Raw genomic sequence first — 18,078 nt, 5'->3', positions numbered from 1 at the left:
ATTATCTATACCCTTCGGCTTTTGTCACAATGAACTGTACCTAATTGGTATATCATTCTGAGCAAACAATATAAAAATAACATAAGGTTACATCACTATGCGTACCCTGCTTTCTTTGCTTGCGTCACTCCTAATCGGCGGTCAGGCAAGCGCAAGTGACACTCAAAATATCACCCAATGGCATGCTGTCTATCAAGCTACGATGAAAACAAACGCTAAGTCTGCGCTCAGCATGCTACAAGATCGGTATCATAGCGCTGATTCTAATAGCGAAAAGTTGTACGTTAGTGGCTTGATTTACGAATACATGTCTAACATTGATCAACCGTATTATGGAAGCAGTCAAATATTAGAAAACCGCTTTGCCAAGCTTGAGTCCAAATACATTCTTGCACTGACAGAACGAAAAAATGGCAACTACGATACATCGGTAAACGTTTTTACTTCCTTACTACAAAGTGCAAAACAGCGAAGTGATGAAGAAACTAAAGCATTAATGAACTATCAGCTTTGTTACACGTTGAATCAACAGGGCCAGTACCACAAAGCAAGCTTCTTTTGTTCATCATTAAACAATCATTTATCGGGCGATCATCAACAAAATATCCCTTCGGATCTTGCTTTACGTGTAATCGCGAACAACTTTGACTTTCGCGGCGAGTATGAAATTGCACTGAATTTGTACCGTCGATTGCTGACTCAAATGCCGACTCAGAGTGACCCAACTGGCGTCTACAATGACGTTGGTAACTTACTGAGCGAGTTAGGTCAGTTCGAGCAATCCGAACAGTACTTAATACAGGCCTTGTTGGCACGCCAACTTGAATCAACACCGCTAGAAGTCGCACAGGTCGAGCATAGCTTGGCGGCGATGTATAGCAAATCTATGGATTATGAAAAAGCAGTCAGTCACTACAAGAACGCATTGACGCTTCTTGAGGATCTTAACTATCCCTACGGTCAAGGGTTAACTTATCTTGGACTTGGTTCCGCTTATGTTGATTCTGGCGATTTAAAAAGTGCAGTACCTTACATTAAAAGTGCGCTTGCATTAGGTAAGCAATACGAAAATAAGCGTTTGCAAACTGAAAGCCATCTTACCGCGGGCTTTGCTTATTTGAAGCATGATTCTCTGCGTGAGGCTTTGGAACACGCGCAAGCAGCGTTAGAACTCGCCAATAAAAATTCCACATCAGCACTACAAGCCAAAGCTCAGCTGTTGTTGTCGCAGATTTATCAAAAGCAGAATGATTTTTCTAACGCCCTCTCACACTATCAAAAATACGCAAAGCTCGAACTTGCTAGCCGAGATGCCAACAACGTAAAAGCAATTGAGGCGTTGGATCTAACAAAAAGCGAGTACGAATATGAACTTCAACTCGTCAAAATAGACAATGAGCGAAACCTTAAGCTCTTAGAGCTTGAGAAGTTAGGTGAACAGCAACGAGCTTATAACTTTGTGATTTTCTGTTTGCTTACTTTTTTACTAGTCGTGCTGTTCGTATTACGCAATACCAAGATCAAATCACGCTTAGATAGGCTTACTGGTTCGTTAAACCGAAGCACAATCATAGAAAAAATAAGAAATCAGACAGTCAGCGCTCCAGAAGACATGCGCTATGTATTAGCCCTGATCGACTTAGACAACTTTAAACTGCTCAATGACAAGCACGGACACCCAACTGGCGACTTGGTGTTAAAGCATGTGTGTAAAGAGATTCAAGTTAAATTGAATAAAGGCGAATACCTTGGTCGCTTGGGAGGTGAAGAGTTTATCTTGTTGTTGAAGAACGTGGATGAGATTGATGTGCCATTTCGTATCCAGAGCCTACACAAAACTATCTCTGAAAAACAAATTAAGAGCACTAACGACGAGACTCTCAATGTGACAGCAAGCTTGGCCTACCTCTCAACGTCTAAGCCACTCAGTAACTTCGATGAGTTGTATTCGATACTAGACCAAGCTTTGTATCAATCTAAAAAGAACAGACATAATGCCGTGATTGATGCGTATAACGAGCCTATTGACCTTCCGTCTTCTGCTTTTGAATCAACGACTGCATAACGGCATCTTTGTTGTTCAGATAGTCATCTAAGCCCGCTTTGCGCAGGTCGCAAGACGGGCAATCACCACAACCATCACCGATGATGCCGTTGTAACACGTTAGCGTGTTTTCACGAACTAGTTGCAACGCATCATATTGATCAGCCAGTGCCCAGGTTTCTGCTTTGTTCAACCACATTAGCGGAGTTTTGATTTCAAACTGACGATCCATACCCTTAACCAAGACACTGTTCATCGCTTTCACAAAATCATCACGACAATCTGGATAGCCACTAAAGTCTGTTTCACAAACACCAGTAATTACCGTTTCTGCGCCAATTTGGTAAGCGTAGATGCCAGCAAGCGTTAGGAACAAAATATTGCGACCAGGAACGAAAGAGTTCGGCAAACCGTTTTCTTGAAGTTCATGAGAAACTGGAATGTCGTCACGCGTCAGAGAACTAATGGCCAGTTCATTCAGTAAACCAACATCCATCACTTTGTGTGCAGCTACGCCAAGATCTTTTGCAACTTTCTCTGCCACTTCAATCTCCAGCTTATGACGCTGACCGTAATCGAATGTGATGGCATGTACTTCGTCAAACTCTTTTAATGCTTGAACCAGACATGTTGTAGAGTCCTGTCCACCACTGAAAACAACGACTGCTTTTTTCATCTTTCTCTCCGAGCTTAAGCAATACTTAGGTATTTATGAGTTTGAACCGACAAACGCCAGTTGCGAGCAACACAGGTATCAATACACAGTTGTGTAGCGCGAGGCTTCTGACTGATAGGCTGAAGTGCGATTACTGTCTTCTCAGCGATTTCTGCAGAGGCCAACAATGCATCAAGCTGATCGATGTCTTTTTGGGTGCCCACCGGATGTTTGATCTCATTTGCGCGTTCTAATGCACTTTTGAGGACTGGTAGCTTCCCTTTCATTGCAACCTTAGGTGACACTGTCACCCATGTGCTTTCTGAAGTTACCACCTCTGAAGTACCACTGGTTTCGATTTGGCATTGGCAACCCATTTCTTCAAATGCAGCCGTCAACGCTCGTAAATCATAAATACATGGTTCGCCACCAGTGATCACAATATGCTTCGCATTGAAGCCCTGCTTTTTGTATTCAGCTACGATGTCTTCTGCCGATGCGAAACACCACGTTGGAGAATCTTCTGTTTTCACCAAGATATCACCGATCTGGCGCTGGTCTTCCTCTTCTGCGTACCAAGTCTGTTTCGTATCGCACCAAGAACATCCAACCGGACATACTTGCAAACGCACAAAAACCGCTGGCACACCAGTGAAAACCCCTTCCCCTTGGATGGTTTCAAACATCTCATTTAGCTTATACAACGTAGAACTCACTCAACTCATTATACTTCGAGGCGAAGACCTTAATGGAGAGGCGCACTCAGGTCAATTTAAACCAAAAATAAATTGTTAAAATAGGTCGTTTTGTAGTTTCATACGCAGGTTCCCCATTTTTTAAGGTAAGTAAAGATGTACAAGCTGATCGCCCTAGACATGGACGGCACGTTGCTAAACAGCGATAAAGTAATTTCTGAAGAGAACAAGCAAGCCATTGCAAAAGCACGCGAAGCGGGTGTTACCGTTGTCCTTGCTTCTGGCCGCCCTCTTGAGGGAATGCAAGACAAGCTAGACGAGTTAAACATCAACTCTGACAAAGACTTTGTTTTGTACTACAACGGTTCTATGGTGAAAAACATTGGCACCAATGAAATCATCCACCAGCAGATCATTGATGGCAAAGCTGCGAAGAAAATTGCACGCAAAGCACGCGAGCTTGGCGCTTATGTTCACGCATTCAGCCAAGAGCATGGTCTGATCACAGAAGAAAACAACCCTTACACCGACATCGAAGCAAAAATCAATGGCGTAGAAGTCACTGAGATGAACTTTGATGCGCTAGAAGATGATCACGCGATCATTAAAGCAATGATGGTTGCAGAGCCAAGCAAACTAACTGAAGTTATCTCAGCACTACCAGCAGAGCTAAAACAAGAGTTTACCGTTGTGCAAAGTGCGCCTTTCTTCTTGGAATTTTTGAATCCATCAAGCAACAAAGGCGTCGGTGTTTCAGCCATCGCAGAATACTTAGGCATCAAAGCTGAAGAAGTGATTTGTATGGGCGATGCCGAGAACGACCACCACATGCTTGAATACGCAGGTCTTGGTATCGCAATGGCGAACGCAATGGAAGAAACCAAGCAAATCGCAGACTACATCACGGTAAGCAACGACGAGCACGGTGTAGCAAAATCGATCGAGAAATTTGTGCTTAACGCGTAATCCTCTGAATCGAACTGAATTGATGTAAAAAAGCCTCGCATTTGAGCGCAATGTAGATCAGATAAGGATCGGTTGACCGATCCTTCTGCTGAGAGATAATCGGAAGCTTGTTTCTAGGCTTCCGATTTTTTATGTCTATCCAAAACTGTTTTGCCGATTTCCTCGAAGAAAATCCTGTTGATGTAGCTCAACTCACTACTTTCTCTGAACATATTCCAGATGAATGGATTGTTAAGGCGGCCAATCTTTCTGATAAAGCGACTATTCGCCGACGTCGATTACCAAGTGACATGGTCTTGTGGTTAATTGTCGGCATGGCCTTCTTTCGTAATGAACCTATTGCCGAAGTTGCACGAAGAATGAATGTCTGTGCGGATGGCTTAGCTGATGAAGAGTTATTAGCAAAAAGTGCTTTAACTCAGGCAAGACAACGTTTAGGTAGAGCTGCACCAGAGTGGTTGTTTAAACAATGTGGGCGGACGTGGGGTCTTGAACGATACCGTGATGATACGTGGCAAGGATTACAAGTTTTTGCTGTAGACGGTGCTCTTTTTCGAACCGCAGATACCCCCGAACTTAGAGAGCACTTTGGCTCGGGTAATACCTCCAGCAACAGACAGACACCGCATCCAGTGCTAAGAGTTGTGACTATCATGAATGTCCGCTCTCATGTCATCGTTGACGCCGCTATAAGCCCCTATCGGCGTGGTGAAATCCCGCTTGCTATGCCCTTCATCGACTCCTTGCCAGATAACTCTGTGACGTTACTGGATAAAGGGTTTTACGGTGCAGACTTACTTCTCTCTCTTCAAAATAGCGGTATCAATAGGCATTGGTTGATACCAGCAAGGAAGGGGCTGAAATACACACTTCTAGATGAAGAAGAAAGTAATGACATGCTCATAGAAATGAAAGTCTCTCCGCAAGCTCGCAAAAAGAACCCTAGCTTACCTGAGAAATGGCAAGTCAGAGCGGTGACCTACGAAGTACAAGGTAAGCAGAAAACCGTTTTTACCTCCCTTCCTAGAACAAACTACGACGCGAAGGCAGTAGCCAAACTCTACCACGAGCGTTGGGAAATCGAATTGGGTTATCGTGATATCAAAAGCTCAATGCAACACAATACCTTAGTATTACGCAGCAAAACAGTAGACCTTGTTTATCAAGAACTCTGGGGGCTGTTGCTTGGTTATAACTTAGTAAGACGTGAAGCGAGTCAGGCCGCGGTTGAGCATGGAAGAATGCCGAATGAAATTAGCTTTAAATATGCTTGTCAGTTTATAGCGAGCCAACTGAAGGTGATGAGTAAAGCGATATCGCCAGGCAATACACCTAAGCGTTTAAAGAGTCTCAGGGGAGATTTATCCATCCTCTTTATAGACAAACGCCCTAAGCCTAATCGGCCTAGGGCGGTAAAAATGTCAAAGACTCGCTACCCAGTTAATCGCAAAGCAGCTCCGCTTAAGTGAACTACATTGCGCATTTGAACGAGGCTTTTTGTTATCCATTTTCTAGCTAAGCGCTCTGTTTCGCACGCTTTCCACACGTCAGTTTTCTAGCTAACGTAATAAAAGTCAGCATTAGCAACGGATAATGGAACGTATTAAAGACCAGAGACCAGAACCCACTGAACGAAACCGTTGTTCCCAAGTAGAGGTAAAGTTGATCAACCAACAACAAGGCCAAAATAACGAACAACATCTGCTGGCGCTCAAATCGAATATCCGACTCTTTAAATGTCATAACCAGTGCAGACGCTGTAATTAAAATCGCTAACCAACTGGTGAACACAGGCAATGGCCAGATAACAGAGATCACCGCCGTAATGGCTGTCATGGTGAACCAAACCCCTTTCGAGGTGAGCAGTCTATCGACGTCTATTTCTGGATTATCTTCCAAACGTAAAACATGCCATGCCACTAGAACGCCCAGCAACGCACCAACAGACATATCCAGAATAAACACAGTCCCCAAGAAGAACTTGCAGAACATTACAGTTAAAGTGACCAAGCCCGTCAACAAAGTGACTCGATTTAATCCAAAACTCTTCGTTCTTTGGAATAAGAAGGTCATCACACAGAACCAAATCGCGATCGGCAAGCTTGGGAAACTAAAGCCAAAGCTATGCGTTAACTCTGTGATCGGCATATAAACGTGCGGCCTTGGTAGCGAGAACCCCTGCTGCGCAACCAATACCATCAGAGAAGTCGCAGTGATTGAGAAAAATAGACGGTAAACGAAACGGCTATCAAACTTCATCATGACAAACGGGAACAAGAACAGCAGGAACGTCGGGTTGCTGATGCTCGTTACCAATTTCGCAACTTCACAGGTTGTTTCACGGCTTGCTGACGAAAATGACGCGATCCAGCTTTGTAGATCAACCATCCAAGAAAGCTCAAGTTGACGAAAACCCGGTGCGGAGTCTATCAACTGATCAACATAGACGACTGATTGATCTGTTGCTCGCGAATAAAATTCAGCCACCTCTTTCCACTGCGAAGGATAACGATAAAGAGAAGCAGACATGTTGCTCGGGTTTGCAATCATTGCAGAGGCGACTTCTACGCCATAATGCGGCGCAAACCAAATTGGAAGCTCGTTCCCATCTAACGTGTTGGTCATCGAAAACGCAATCACTTCTGAATCAGAGACACAATCATAGAATACAGCTGTATCCGTTCTACCTAGCTCCTCGCCGACAGTGACAACTAAGCCAGTTTCTTCCCAAGTTTCTCGTTGAGCCGCGAGTTTTGGTGACTCACCTTCAATAACAGTGCCACCAGGAAGAGAGATCTTATTGGTTAATATTTCATGGATTAAAACCAGTTTGTCATCTGCGCGGACAATACAAAGCGCCCCTTTTACGTCTTCAGGAAGAGGATTCGCGGCAGATGTAGGAGATACAAACAAAGAAATGGAATACAGGATGAGAAAAAACAGCTGTCTCAGCACAAAATACGACCTTTAACAAAAAAGAAGAATCACTCAGCTATGATGGCAGGATTACCAATATTTTTCGACATAAATTAAGTAACCAGTTGTACATTTAGCACACATGTCAAAAAACGCTTTGCGACACTCTTCAAAATAGTTCTGACAAAAATCAGACATAACTCGAAATATTGGCTGCGATTTTGCCAGTTATATTAAGTTAACGTCAGAGGAATTTACGTGGATTTTACGCCTTCTCAGAATTGAAACAAGAAAGAGAGCTTATTGTCGACAACAAATAAACTCTCTTTATGGTTCACTTATGCTTTTACAGCTTTAACCATGCATCTGTCCAAGCTGAGCCCACACCCGGCTCATATGCACTTGGAGTTGAGCCACACCACAAACTGTTTGGCCAAGGCTTACATTGGTAACTTGCACCATTATTCGTCACCACGTCCCCTGCAGAGTAATTCGTACCCGCTTGGTAAGCATCACCTGAAGATGGCGGCGTTGGTGGTGTAGGCTCTGTTGGTGGCTCTACAGGAGGATTAGTCCCAGAACAATCTGAGCTGCCTATTGACTGCCATACTCCCCAAGGCCCCGAATCGGATGGGTTATCGCCTTGAGTCCACCATTGCGCTTGCCATAATTGACCAGCCCAAGTAACGGTTTCACCCGTGTTGTATACACTATTCGCTTTCCATTCATTGTCACAACTACCTGATGGCGGTGTCGTTGTACTAGTGGCGGAAGCTGTAGCCACTGCTTGGTATGTAGTACTGGTTTTATCGATACCAAAAGCCAAAGCGACACTCGCCTCACCTGCTTGAGAAGCGCCAAACTCCACATCGACACGACACGAGTCGCCTGCATTGAGTGTCGATTGTGCACATTGGTCTCTGGTGATCATCGCAGATTTCGTGACTCCAGAACTTTGCAGTCCCACATTTTCTACAGTAAACGCCACATTACCGATATTTTGAATACTGAAACTGTGTTGCTTCAGCTCGCCCACTTTAAAAGAACTCAAATTCTGATTTGCCGTGTAGCCAACAGAAACATTATCTGTCGGAGGCGTTGTCGTACCTACTACGCCATCAACAAAACTGCGTAACGCCGCAATGTCGCTATACACGCCGTACTTACCCGGTCGGGCACAGCCTATACCCCAACTGACGATACCTAGCTGAGTGACGAGACCGTTGTTCTTAACAACGATGGGACCGCCACTGTCTCCCTGACAAGAATCAATGCCACCTTGCGGAACACCCGCACAGAATGATACGGAGCCAACTGTGGTGTAATTACCGCCAGCTTGTCGACAAGTCGCATCAGAGACCAGAGGAACACCCACTTCTTGCAGCGCGGTTGGTGAACTCCCCCCCTCCGAAGTTCGGCCTAGGCCAGCGACGGTTAACCAATCACCGACGCCTGCATATTGTGAGACACTGCCTGCGGCTATATCCACTTTCGCAACACCAGAAGGAATTGAAGTGAGCTTAAGCAATGCGATGTCGTTAGAAAGCGTAGAAGCATTGTAAGAAGGATGAATATAGATCTGGCTGACGTTGGAACGCACGCCATCAGTGCCGTTATAAATCACACCACCAATTTTTACCGCTATTTGATTTGGTGTGTCACCGTCAACACAGTGGGCAGCAGTAAGTGCGAAACCATCCCCAATATAACTCGCCCCGCAAAAAGAACGATTACCATTGCGGCTGACTATCTGCGTATAAAATTTCCAGTCATTGGGGTTTGCCGTGATACCACCCACGATATCCGGCTGAATTTCATTGTTTTGTGTTTGCGTGACTTGATCTGCACTTGCCAACATTGGCAATAACGCCGTTGCAAGTAAGGTTTTTGATAGATTCAATGTTATTTTCCTCTTGTTTTATGAGGCACTATTCATGTGCCACTTACAAAACAAGCAAACAAAAACAACATCACCAATTTGGATGAGAATGAGTCGCCGCACATTGCGACGAAACTAATAGCAAATACTGACTAGTAGACTCAACTTTTGCATCGTCAGATTACATAAGTCACTAAGTTACCGTCTTAGCTACGCATTAATTAACGTTCAGATAACGACTTTCTTAGCCAATGAATATGATGTCCAAAACCTTGGTTCTCGTAGAGAGAAATCGCTGTCTGGTTAAAGTCCCAAACCTCAACAAACATCTGTTTCACTCCGTAATCGACGAATGTCGCCTCTATCTTTTCAATCAAAGCCTTCGCGGTACCTTGCTTGCGATACTCGGGTAAGACGTAGAGCTCATCAACGCTCCCCATCATCACAGGTTTACTAACCGTAGAAATAAGCTCGCAGAAATGCCCTGATACAAAGCCGATGATCTCATCCTCTATTCTAGCGACATACACCAAACATTCAGGATTATCGAGATAACGAGCAATGCTCTTTTCTTGTTCGATTTCTTCTGCGGTTTTAAACAGCTCTGGGGATTGGATATGGTGCTCATCATGTAGCTCGAACATCAAATCATTAAGTTGTTCAAGATCGTCAAAAAGCGCTGGTTTGATTACAAAAGTAGACATAGGAAAAGAAGCCAATAACAGGAATTCATATAGTGTGTGTTTAAACATGCATTTAGGCAAGTAGGAATGCAAAAGCCTCTTGCCGACAAAGCAAGAGGCTTCGGTGTTTGTGCTTGCTCCTAGGTAACCTAAGGGGGCACACTTAATTAAGATCTTACTTAACTAGCCGCGTTTAAGCACTCTTTCGATTTCGCCTAGACTGGATGGGTCATCAATGGTTGATGGCACCACGTATTGCTCGCCATCGGCTATTTGACGAATGGTTCTTCGCAAAATTTTACCTGAGCGAGTCTTTGGCAAACGATCAACAACCAGTGCATGTTTAAAGCAAGCCACAGCGCCAATTTCGTTGCGTACTTTGCCCACCAACTCACCTTCTAGCGTTAGATCATCAATCTTCACACCATCTTTAAGAACCACGAAGCCAAGTGGTAGTTGACCTTTTAACTCATCGTGGATACCAACCACCGCGCATTCCGCAATCGCTGGGTGGCCACCAACGATTTCTTCCATCTCGCCAGTAGACAGGCGGTGACCTGCAACGTTAATTACGTCGTCAATACGACCCATGATAAACAGGTAACCATCTTCATCTAGGTAACCGCCATCTCCCGATACGTAGTAACCCGGAAATTGACTTAGATAACCAGTTTCAAAGCGGTCATGGTTGCGCCAGACAGTCGGTAGGCAGCTTGGTGGTAATGGGCGCTTCAGAGCCACAAAACCTTGCTGATTTGCGCCCACTGGCATGCCCATTTCGTTCAGAATCTCGACCTGATAGCCAGGAATCGGCTTGGTAGCGGAGCCTGCTTTTACCGGCATCATCTCGATACCGGTCGGATTGCCCGCGATCGCCCATCCGGTCTCCGTTTGCCACCAGTGGTCAATGACCGGCTTATCTGCTTTGCTTTCGACCCATTCTAGCGTTGGTGGGTCAAGGCGTTCGCCCGCCATAAAGATAGAGTCGAGATTGGACAAGTCGTATTGCTTAATGAACTCGCCTTCTGGGTCTTCTTTCTTAATTGCACGGAAAGCGGTTGGCGCGGAGAAAAGCACATCCACTTTGTATTCGTCACAAACACGCCAGAATGCACCCGGGTCCGGTGTTCTCACCGGTTTGCCTTCGAATAGAATAGTTGTACAGCCATGAATCAGCGGCGCGTACACAATGTAAGAGTGACCAACGACCCACCCTACATCCGATGCAGCCCAGAACACACCATCTTGAGGGATGTTATAAATCGACGTCATCGAATATTTCATCGCTACGGCATGACCACCATTATCACGCACCACGCCTTTTGGTTTACCTGTTGTGCCAGAGGTATACAAAATATAAAGAGGATCTGTCGCAAGCACAGGGACACATGCATGAGGCAAAGCTTGCGCGTATTCTTGCTGCCAATCTAAATCACGCTCAAAATTGAGTTCGGCTTCGCACTGTGGGCGCTGAAGAACAAAGACTTTCTCTGGCTTCCAACGACTGTCCATAATGGCTTTATCGACCATGGGTTTGTATGGAATCACCTTATTGATTTCGATGCCACAAGACGCCGTCATGATGACTTTGGGTTCTGCATCTTCAATTCGAACGGCGAGCTCATTCGGGGCAAAACCGCCAAAAACCACCGAATGAATCGCGCCTAATCGAGCACACGCTAACATCGCCATTGCTGCTTCTGGGATCATCGGCATGTAGATGACCACACGATCGCCTTTGGTTACGCCTTGATTAGAAAGCATGCCCGCGATTTTCGCCACTTGGTCACGCAGAGCTTGATAGCTGTAAGTTTGTTTTTGACCCGTCACTGGCGAATCATAAATCAGTGCGGTTTTATCGCCTCTCCCTTGCTCACAATGATAATCGAGCGCGAGCCATGACGTGTTCAATACGCCATCAGGAAACCAACGTTCAATCCCATGTTCGTCAGCTTGTAAGATGGTATTTGGCGCTTCAAACCAATCGATGTTTTCAGCTTGAGCACGCCAAAAGTTTTCCGGTTCATTTTGTGCCCAAAGGTATTCTTTTTGATATGCAGACATATTGCTTCCTCCAGTATGTCCTGACATTGCTTTTCTTAAGTATCACTACCATGCAATTGTGCTATTCAAAGACATTGGAGGGAACACGCACAAAGCCCTCCATCAGTATTCTCGCGCTGCGGCTCATGATGGCTTTCTCAACCACCCAACCTTGTTCTGTTTGTTTGGCTTTTGCCCCCACCTTAAGCGTTCCTGATGGATGCCCAAACGTCACAGACCCTTTCTCTCCGCCACCAGCGGCCAAGTTGACTAGAGTACCCGGGACGCATGCAGCCGAGGCAATGGCGACCGCTGCGGTTCCCATCATCGCGTGGTGAAGTTTGCCCATAGATAAAGCTCGGACGAGAATATCGACCTCACCTGCCTCTACGGCTTTACCACTCGACGATAAATAGGGTTTAGGCTGGGAAACAAACGCAATCTTTGGCGTGTGTTGGCGTGTTTGAGCCTCTTCGAGCGAATCAATAAGCCCCATTTTTAAAGCGCCATGAGCACGAATGGACTCAAACCTCGCAAGGGCTGATTCATCGTTATTGATGTCATCTTGAAGCTCAGTGCCTTGGTAGCCAAGTGCTTCTGCGTCTACGAAGATTGTAGGTATACCAGCGTTGATGAAGGTGGCATTGAACGTCCCAACATCTGGCACGACCAAATCGTCGACTAGATTGCCGGTTGGAAACATGCTGCCTTCGCCATCAGCAGGGTCGACGAAATCAACTTGGATTTCAGCAGCGGGGAACGTCACTCCATCAAGCTCAAACTCCCCTGTTTCTTGAACGAAACCATTTACGATTGGTACATGAATCAAAATGGTTTTTCCAATATTTACCTGCCATACACGAACGGTAACGATGCCGTTTTCGGGAATACGATCTTCATCGATCAACCCTGCATGAATTGCGAAAGGCCCGACTGCGGCAGAAAGGTTGCCACAGTTACCACTCCAATCGACAAACGGCTTATCTATCGATACTTGTCCGAACAGGTAATCAACGTCGTGGTCGGCTCGCTCACTGCGCGACACAATCACAGTTTTACTGGTGCTGGAAGTCGCGCCGCCCATGCCATCAATTTGTTTGGCATACGGGTCAGGGCTACCAATCACACGAAGTAGCAGTTTGTCTCTTGCCTCGCCTGCGACTTGAGCTGGCTGTGGCAAATCTTCAAGGTTGAAGAACACACCTTTGCTCGTACCGCCGCGCATGTAAGTCGCCGGGACTTTGATTTGGCTTTGCATCTTGCTATCCATATCTTGCTCCGTTATTGCGCTATCTATTGCGAGAGGAAATCTTGAGCAAAGCGCTGTAACACACCACCCGCTTTGTATACGTGAACTTCATCTTCGGTATCGAGTCGACAAGTCACCGGCACATCAACCTTGTCGCCATTCGCACGAGTAATCACCAACGCCAAATCAGCACCAGGAGTGATATCGCCGATAACGTCATAAAGCTCAGTGCCATCTAATTCGAGTGTCTTTCGGTTCACGCCATCTTTAAATTGCAGAGGAAGTACACCCATGCCAACTAAATTGGTACGGTGAATACGCTCAAACCCTTCAGCAACAATGGCTTCTACACCTGCCAAGCGAACGCCTTTCGCCGCCCAATCTCGCGAAGAGCCTTGACCATAATCCGCACCTGCGACCACGATAAGCGGCTGCTTGCGATTCATGTAAGTCTCAATCGCCTCCCACATGCGTGTTACTTTGCCTTCAGGTTCGACTCTCGCCAACGATCCTTGCACAACTTCGCCATTTTCCTTGACCATTTCATTGAACAACTTCGGGTTAGCGAAAGTGGCTCGCTGCGCGGTTAAGTGATCACCTCGGTGAGTCGCGTATGAGTTAAAGTCTTCTTCTGGCACGCCCATCTTCGCGAGGTACTCACCTGCGGCGCTACTTGCCAAAATTGCGTTTGATGGCGACAAATGGTCGGTTGTAATGTTGTCGCCTAAAACGGCGAGAGTACGCATTGAAGACAGAGTTCGCTCACCAGTCAGTGCTCCCTCCCCCTCTTTTTGCCAGTAGGGAGGTCTTCGGATATACGTACTCATCGGACGCCAATCGTAGAGCGGATTCGGGTTACGAGCCTCATCATTCAGTTTAAACATTTGAATGTAGACTTGATTAAACTGCTCTGGCTTAACGTACTCACCCACCACAGCATCAATTTCTTCATCCGTTGGCCACAAGTCGTTGAGATAAACCGGCTTGCCGTCTTTGTCTGTACCCAAAGAATCACGTTCGATATCAAAGCGAATCGTCCCAGCTAACGCATAAGCAACGACCAAAGGTGGCGATGCTAAAAATGCTTGTTTTGCGTAAGGATGAATTCGACCATCAAAGTTGCGGTTCCCAGAAAGTACCGCCGTTGAATACAGATCTCGATCGATGATTTCTTGTTGAATTTTCGGGTCAAGTGCACCACTCATACCGTTACAGGTTGTACACGCATAAGCGACGATACCAAAACCAAGTTTCTCTAGTTCAGGGAGTAAGCCAGATTCTTCAAGGTATAGTCGAGCCACTTTAGAACCCGGTGCAAATGAAGACTTCACCCAAGGTTTACGCATCAATCCAAGCTCATTCGCTTTCTTAGCGACCAGACCTGCTGCCACAACGTTTCTTGGATTACTGGTATTGGTACAAGAAGTAATCGCCGCGATGATCACAGCGCCATCTGGAAGTTCGCCTTCCTTCTCTTGCCACTCGCCAGATACACCGCGCTCAGCAAGCTCTAAGGTTGGCAAACGACGATGAGGATTAGATGGACCTGCCAAATTGCGCCCGACTTGGGACAAATCGAACTCAAGCACGCGTTCGTAAACGGCAGTATCTAAATCATCCGCCCACAGACCGGTTTGCTTGGCGTACCTCTCTACCAAGTCGACCTGTTGATCATCGCGCCCTGTCAGTTTGAGGTAATTAATGGTCTGCTCATCAATGTAGAACATCCCGGCGGTTGCGCCGTATTCTGGCGTCATGTTTGAGATGGTTGCGCGGTCGCCAATGGTTAGGTCTCGCGCCCCTTCGCCAAAGAATTCGAGATAGGATGAAACCACGCGTTCATTTCGCAAAAACTCGGTAATCGCTAGTACGATATCGGTGGCGGTAATACCCGGTTGACGCTTACCAGTCAGCTTCACACCGACAATGTCCGGAAGACGCATCATCGACGGGCGACCAAGCATAACCGTCTCCGCCTCTAAGCCGCCGACACCAATCGCAATAACGCCAAGTGAATCAACGTGAGAAGTGTGACTGTCCGTACCGACACAGGTATCGGGATAAGCAATGCCTTGCTTGGCTTGCACAACCGGAGACATCTTCTCCAAGTTGATTTGGTGCATGATGCCGTTACCCGCAGGAATAACACTGACGTTCTCAAACGCCGTTTTACACCATTCAATAAAATGGAATCGGTCTTCGTTTCTGCGCTCTTCTATCGCGCGGTTTTTCTCAAACGCCTCTGGATCAAAGCCTGCATGTTCAACCGCAAGTGAATGGTCGACAATCAATTGCGTTTCAACCACAGGATTTACTTTCGCTGGGTCACCGCCTTGTTCGGCAATCGCATCACGTAGACCAGCGAGATCGACTAATGCGGTTTGTCCAAGGATGTCATGACAAACCACACGCGCGGGATACCAAGGAAAATCAAGGTCACGCTTGCGTTCAATCAACTGTTTTAAGCTATCAGTGAGCGTATTTGGGTCACAGCGACGAACCAACTGCTCTGCTAAAACGCGTGAGGTGTAAGGGAGCTTTTCATAGGCTCCAGGAGAAATATCGTTGACCGCTTCTCGGGTATCAAAATAATCGAGTTGAGTTCCCGGGAGCGGCTTACGATATTGAGTATTTATGTTTGTGGTGATGCTCATGGGCTTGCTTCCGCTTTAGTGTACATCTTGTGCCTGAACGCACCGCGATACTGTTTTTGAAATGGATTCGCGGTGAAAGAGACGCCCTCTGTGAATACCATCAAGACAAAACTCACAAAGAGGCGTCACGCGCTAGCGTTGTTCGATTGGCACCCAGTCTTGATGATCCGGTCCGGTATAATCCGCGCTTGGGCGAATGATTCGGTTGTTCGCACGTTGTTCATACACGTGCGCCGCCCAACCTGTCAGTCGACTCATCACAAAGATTGGTGTAAACAATTTGGTCGGAATGTCCATGAAGTGGTAAGCCGAAGCATGGAAGAAGTCGGCATTACAGAACAGACCTTTCTCACGCTTCATGACGGATTCCACACGCTCAGAAACCGCGTAAAGATGCGTGTCACCCACCTCTTTCGATAACGCTTCTGACCAACGCTTGATCAGTGCATTGCGAGGGTCACTTTCACGATAAATCGCATGACCAAAGCCCATGATTTTGTCTTTGTTCTCTAGCATTTGCAGAATATTGGCTTCTGCTTCATCTGGCGTTTGCCAATCTTGAATCATCTCCATCGCTGCTTCGTTTGCACCGCCATGAAGTGGACCACGCAACGTACCGATAGCAGCCGTAATACAAGAATGAAGATCAGAAAGCGTAGAAGCACACACGCGCGCCGCAAATGTTGAGGCATTAAACTCATGCTCTGCATAAAGAATCAAAGAACAGTGCATCACCTTTTTGTGCGTTTCGCTTGGTGCTTTATCAGTAAGAAGTTTTAGGAAGTAGCCGCCAATGCAGTCTTCGCTGTTATCGTGCGTTTTGATTCGCACACCATCGTGGCTGAAGCGATACCAGTAACAAATGATGGCAGGGAAAAGCGCCAGCATTCGCTCAGTAGCATGGAGCTGTTGCTCAAAGTCCATTTCTTGCTCTAAGTTACCCAGCATAGAGCAACCTGTGCGCATAACGTCCATCGGGTGAGCATCAGAAGGGATCAGCTCTAACGCTTGCTTAAGCTCCGCTGGTAAGCCACGCAAGCTCAATAGATGTGTCTTGTAGGCGTCTAGCTCTTGTTGATTAGGCAAGTGACCACGTAACAGCAAATGCGCCACTTCTTCAAATTGAGCATGATTTGCCAAGTCCGTAATATCGTAACCACGATACGTTAGACCCGTCCCCGTTTTACCGACAGTGCATAAAGCTGTGCTTCCCGCGCTTTGACCGCGTAGACCTGCGCCACCTATCTCAGCTTTCTTTTCTACAGAATGAGGCATTGTTGAACTCCTTTTCTGTCTGATTTGGCTCTCTTAATGGGCTCTTTTGAATCAGACAATTTTCACGTTATTGGATTAGAGATTCTTTTCTTGGGCTTCCGTTTGTTTCTTTGTTGACCTTATTTACCCTCCGAGAACAGCTTGTCTAACTTATTCTCGTAGTCGTGGTAATTAAGGTGCTCATACAGCTCTTTTCGTGTCTGCATTGAATCAAGCAACGCTTCTTGGTTGCCAACTTCAAGCAAGTGTTTGTAAACCATCTCAGCCGCTTTGTTCATCGCACGGAATGCACTCAGTGGGTACAAAACCATGTCCACTTTGGATTGAGCTAACTCTTCACAGCCGTACAGAGGTGTTTGTCCAAATTCAGTAATGTTGGCAAGAATCGGCACGTGCTTCCCTGTTGCGTCTTGAAGCGCTGTTGAGAACTGCTGGTATTGGTCTAGCTGGTTCATGGCTTCTGGGAAGATCATGTCTGCGCCCGCTTCAACACATGCAATCGCACGTTCAATCGCACTGTCCATGCCTTCAACCGCTAACGCATCAGTACGAGCCATAATGACAAAGCTCTCGTCATTACGCGCATCCACGGCCGCTTTCACTCGATCGACCATTTCTTGTTGGCTAACAATCGCTTTGTTTGGGCGATGACCACAACGCTTCTGCGCCACTTGGTCTTCCATGTGCACTGCCGCCGCACCCGCTTTTTCCATCGCTTTGATAGTGCGTGCAATGTTAAAAGCACCACCAAAGCCCGTATCGATATCAACCAATAACGGCAAATCACACGCGTTGGTGATACGGTCTACATCGACCAAAACATCGTTCAATGTTGTAATGCCAAGATCTGGCAAACCGTAAGATGCATTGGCGATGCCGCCACCCGACAAATAGATAGCTTGGTGACCCAAGTTTTTCGCCATCATGGCGCAGTATGGGTTAATGGTACCGACGATCTGCAGTGGGTTATTTTGCTCAATGGCGAGTCTGAACTTCGCCCCCGGAGATAAGCTCATGAC

At 46.4% G+C, this 18,078-nt stretch carries 13 protein-coding genes; 3 read left to right on the top strand and 10 right to left on the bottom strand.

The features are described from left to right. Window positions 1–97: 97 nt before the first annotated feature. Window positions 98–2,065, top strand: a complete 1,968-nt coding sequence (locus KJB05_RS09065; RefSeq protein ID WP_208446467.1) for a GGDEF domain-containing protein — start codon at window positions 98–100, stop codon at window positions 2,063–2,065. On the opposite strand, the gene queC is transcribed toward KJB05_RS09065, so the two are convergent. Next, window positions 2,022–2,720 (bottom strand): 7-cyano-7-deazaguanine synthase QueC, encoded by a 699-nt coding sequence (gene queC / locus KJB05_RS09060; RefSeq protein ID WP_208446468.1) that lies wholly within the window; start codon window positions 2,718–2,720, stop codon window positions 2,022–2,024. The two genes, KJB05_RS09065 and queC, sit on opposite strands and share 44 nt — an antisense overlap. A gap of 14 nt (window positions 2,721–2,734) precedes the next feature. Beyond that, window positions 2,735–3,385, bottom strand: coding sequence for a 7-carboxy-7-deazaguanine synthase QueE (gene queE / locus KJB05_RS09055; protein ID WP_038894142.1), 651 nt, complete (start codon window positions 3,383–3,385; stop codon window positions 2,735–2,737). A 165-nt stretch (window positions 3,386–3,550) separates the two neighbouring features. On the opposite strand from queE, the gene KJB05_RS09050 reads away from it, so the two are divergent. Together KJB05_RS09050 and KJB05_RS09045 are read left to right on the top strand one after the other, a co-directional pair. Next, window positions 3,551–4,360, top strand: a complete 810-nt coding sequence (locus KJB05_RS09050; protein WP_009704409.1) for a Cof-type HAD-IIB family hydrolase — start codon at window positions 3,551–3,553, stop codon at window positions 4,358–4,360. A gap of 131 nt (window positions 4,361–4,491) precedes the next feature. Then, entirely contained in the window at window positions 4,492–5,829 is a 1,338-nt protein-coding gene (locus KJB05_RS09045) for an IS4 family transposase (protein ID WP_213053112.1), read from the top strand. Window positions 5,830–5,875: 46 nt separating this feature from the next. On the opposite strand, the gene KJB05_RS09040 is transcribed toward KJB05_RS09045, so the two are convergent. The 8 genes from KJB05_RS09040 to prpB form a co-directional block, all read right to left on the bottom strand. Further along, a complete protein-coding gene (locus KJB05_RS09040; RefSeq protein ID WP_208445506.1) occupies window positions 5,876–7,315 on the bottom strand; it encodes a bifunctional NUDIX hydrolase/phosphatase PAP2 family protein in 1,440 nt (479 codons plus the stop codon). Window positions 7,316–7,622: 307 nt separating this feature from the next. Further along, window positions 7,623–9,176, bottom strand: coding sequence for a trypsin-like serine protease (locus tag KJB05_RS09035; RefSeq protein ID WP_208445505.1), 1,554 nt, complete (start codon window positions 9,174–9,176; stop codon window positions 7,623–7,625). 200 nt (window positions 9,177–9,376) lie between these two features. Then, entirely contained in the window at window positions 9,377–9,859 is a 483-nt protein-coding gene (locus KJB05_RS09030) for a GNAT family N-acetyltransferase (protein WP_208445504.1), read from the bottom strand. A 162-nt stretch (window positions 9,860–10,021) separates the two neighbouring features. Beyond that, on the bottom strand, window positions 10,022–11,902 hold the full coding sequence (locus KJB05_RS09025) for a propionyl-CoA synthetase (protein WP_208445503.1): 1,881 nt from the start codon (window positions 11,900–11,902) through the stop codon (window positions 10,022–10,024). A gap of 61 nt (window positions 11,903–11,963) precedes the next feature. Then, window positions 11,964–13,151, bottom strand: coding sequence for a 2-methylaconitate cis-trans isomerase PrpF (gene prpF / locus KJB05_RS09020; RefSeq protein ID WP_208445502.1), 1,188 nt, complete (start codon window positions 13,149–13,151; stop codon window positions 11,964–11,966). 23 nt (window positions 13,152–13,174) lie between these two features. Continuing rightward, window positions 13,175–15,784, bottom strand: a complete 2,610-nt coding sequence (acnD, locus tag KJB05_RS09015; protein WP_208445501.1) for a Fe/S-dependent 2-methylisocitrate dehydratase AcnD — start codon at window positions 15,782–15,784, stop codon at window positions 13,175–13,177. A gap of 132 nt (window positions 15,785–15,916) precedes the next feature. Further along, window positions 15,917–17,059, bottom strand: a complete 1,143-nt coding sequence (gene prpC, locus KJB05_RS09010; RefSeq protein WP_005443640.1) for a 2-methylcitrate synthase — start codon at window positions 17,057–17,059, stop codon at window positions 15,917–15,919. A 119-nt stretch (window positions 17,060–17,178) separates the two neighbouring features. Next, complete coding sequence (prpB, locus tag KJB05_RS09005) at window positions 17,179–18,075, bottom strand: methylisocitrate lyase (protein ID WP_088880852.1); 897 nt, start codon at window positions 18,073–18,075, stop codon at window positions 17,179–17,181. Window positions 18,076–18,078 lie beyond the last annotated feature (3 nt).

This window comes from Vibrio sp. B1ASS3, from assembly GCF_905175355.1.
GTDB lineage: Bacteria > Pseudomonadota > Gammaproteobacteria > Enterobacterales > Vibrionaceae > Vibrio > Vibrio owensii.
The sequence above is the reverse complement of the archived record's forward strand: the minus strand, read 5'-3'. Positions and strand labels throughout refer to the sequence as shown.

Coding starts and splice junctions, on each gene's coding strand:
- KJB05_RS09065 (WP_208446467.1), top strand. CDS start 98: ATGCGTACCCTGCTTTCTTTGCTTGCGTCACTCCTAATCGGCGGTCAG.
- queC (WP_208446468.1), bottom strand. CDS start 2,720: ATGAAAAAAGCAGTCGTTGTTTTCAGTGGTGGACAGGACTCTACAACA.
- queE (WP_038894142.1), bottom strand. CDS start 3,385: ATGTTTGAAACCATCCAAGGGGAAGGGGTTTTCACTGGTGTGCCAGCG.
- KJB05_RS09050 (WP_009704409.1), top strand. CDS start 3,551: ATGTACAAGCTGATCGCCCTAGACATGGACGGCACGTTGCTAAACAGC.
- KJB05_RS09045 (WP_213053112.1), top strand. CDS start 4,492: ATGTCTATCCAAAACTGTTTTGCCGATTTCCTCGAAGAAAATCCTGTT.
- KJB05_RS09030 (WP_208445504.1), bottom strand. CDS start 9,859: ATGTCTACTTTTGTAATCAAACCAGCGCTTTTTGACGATCTTGAACAA.
- KJB05_RS09025 (WP_208445503.1), bottom strand. CDS start 11,902: ATGTCTGCATATCAAAAAGAATACCTTTGGGCACAAAATGAACCGGAA.
- prpF (WP_208445502.1), bottom strand. CDS start 13,151: ATGGATAGCAAGATGCAAAGCCAAATCAAAGTCCCGGCGACTTACATG.
- acnD (WP_208445501.1), bottom strand. CDS start 15,784: ATGAGCATCACCACAAACATAAATACTCAATATCGTAAGCCGCTCCCG.
- prpC (WP_005443640.1), bottom strand. CDS start 17,059: ATGCCTCATTCTGTAGAAAAGAAAGCTGAGATAGGTGGCGCAGGTCTA.
- prpB (WP_088880852.1), bottom strand. CDS start 18,075: ATGAGCTTATCTCCGGGGGCGAAGTTCAGACTCGCCATTGAGCAAAAT.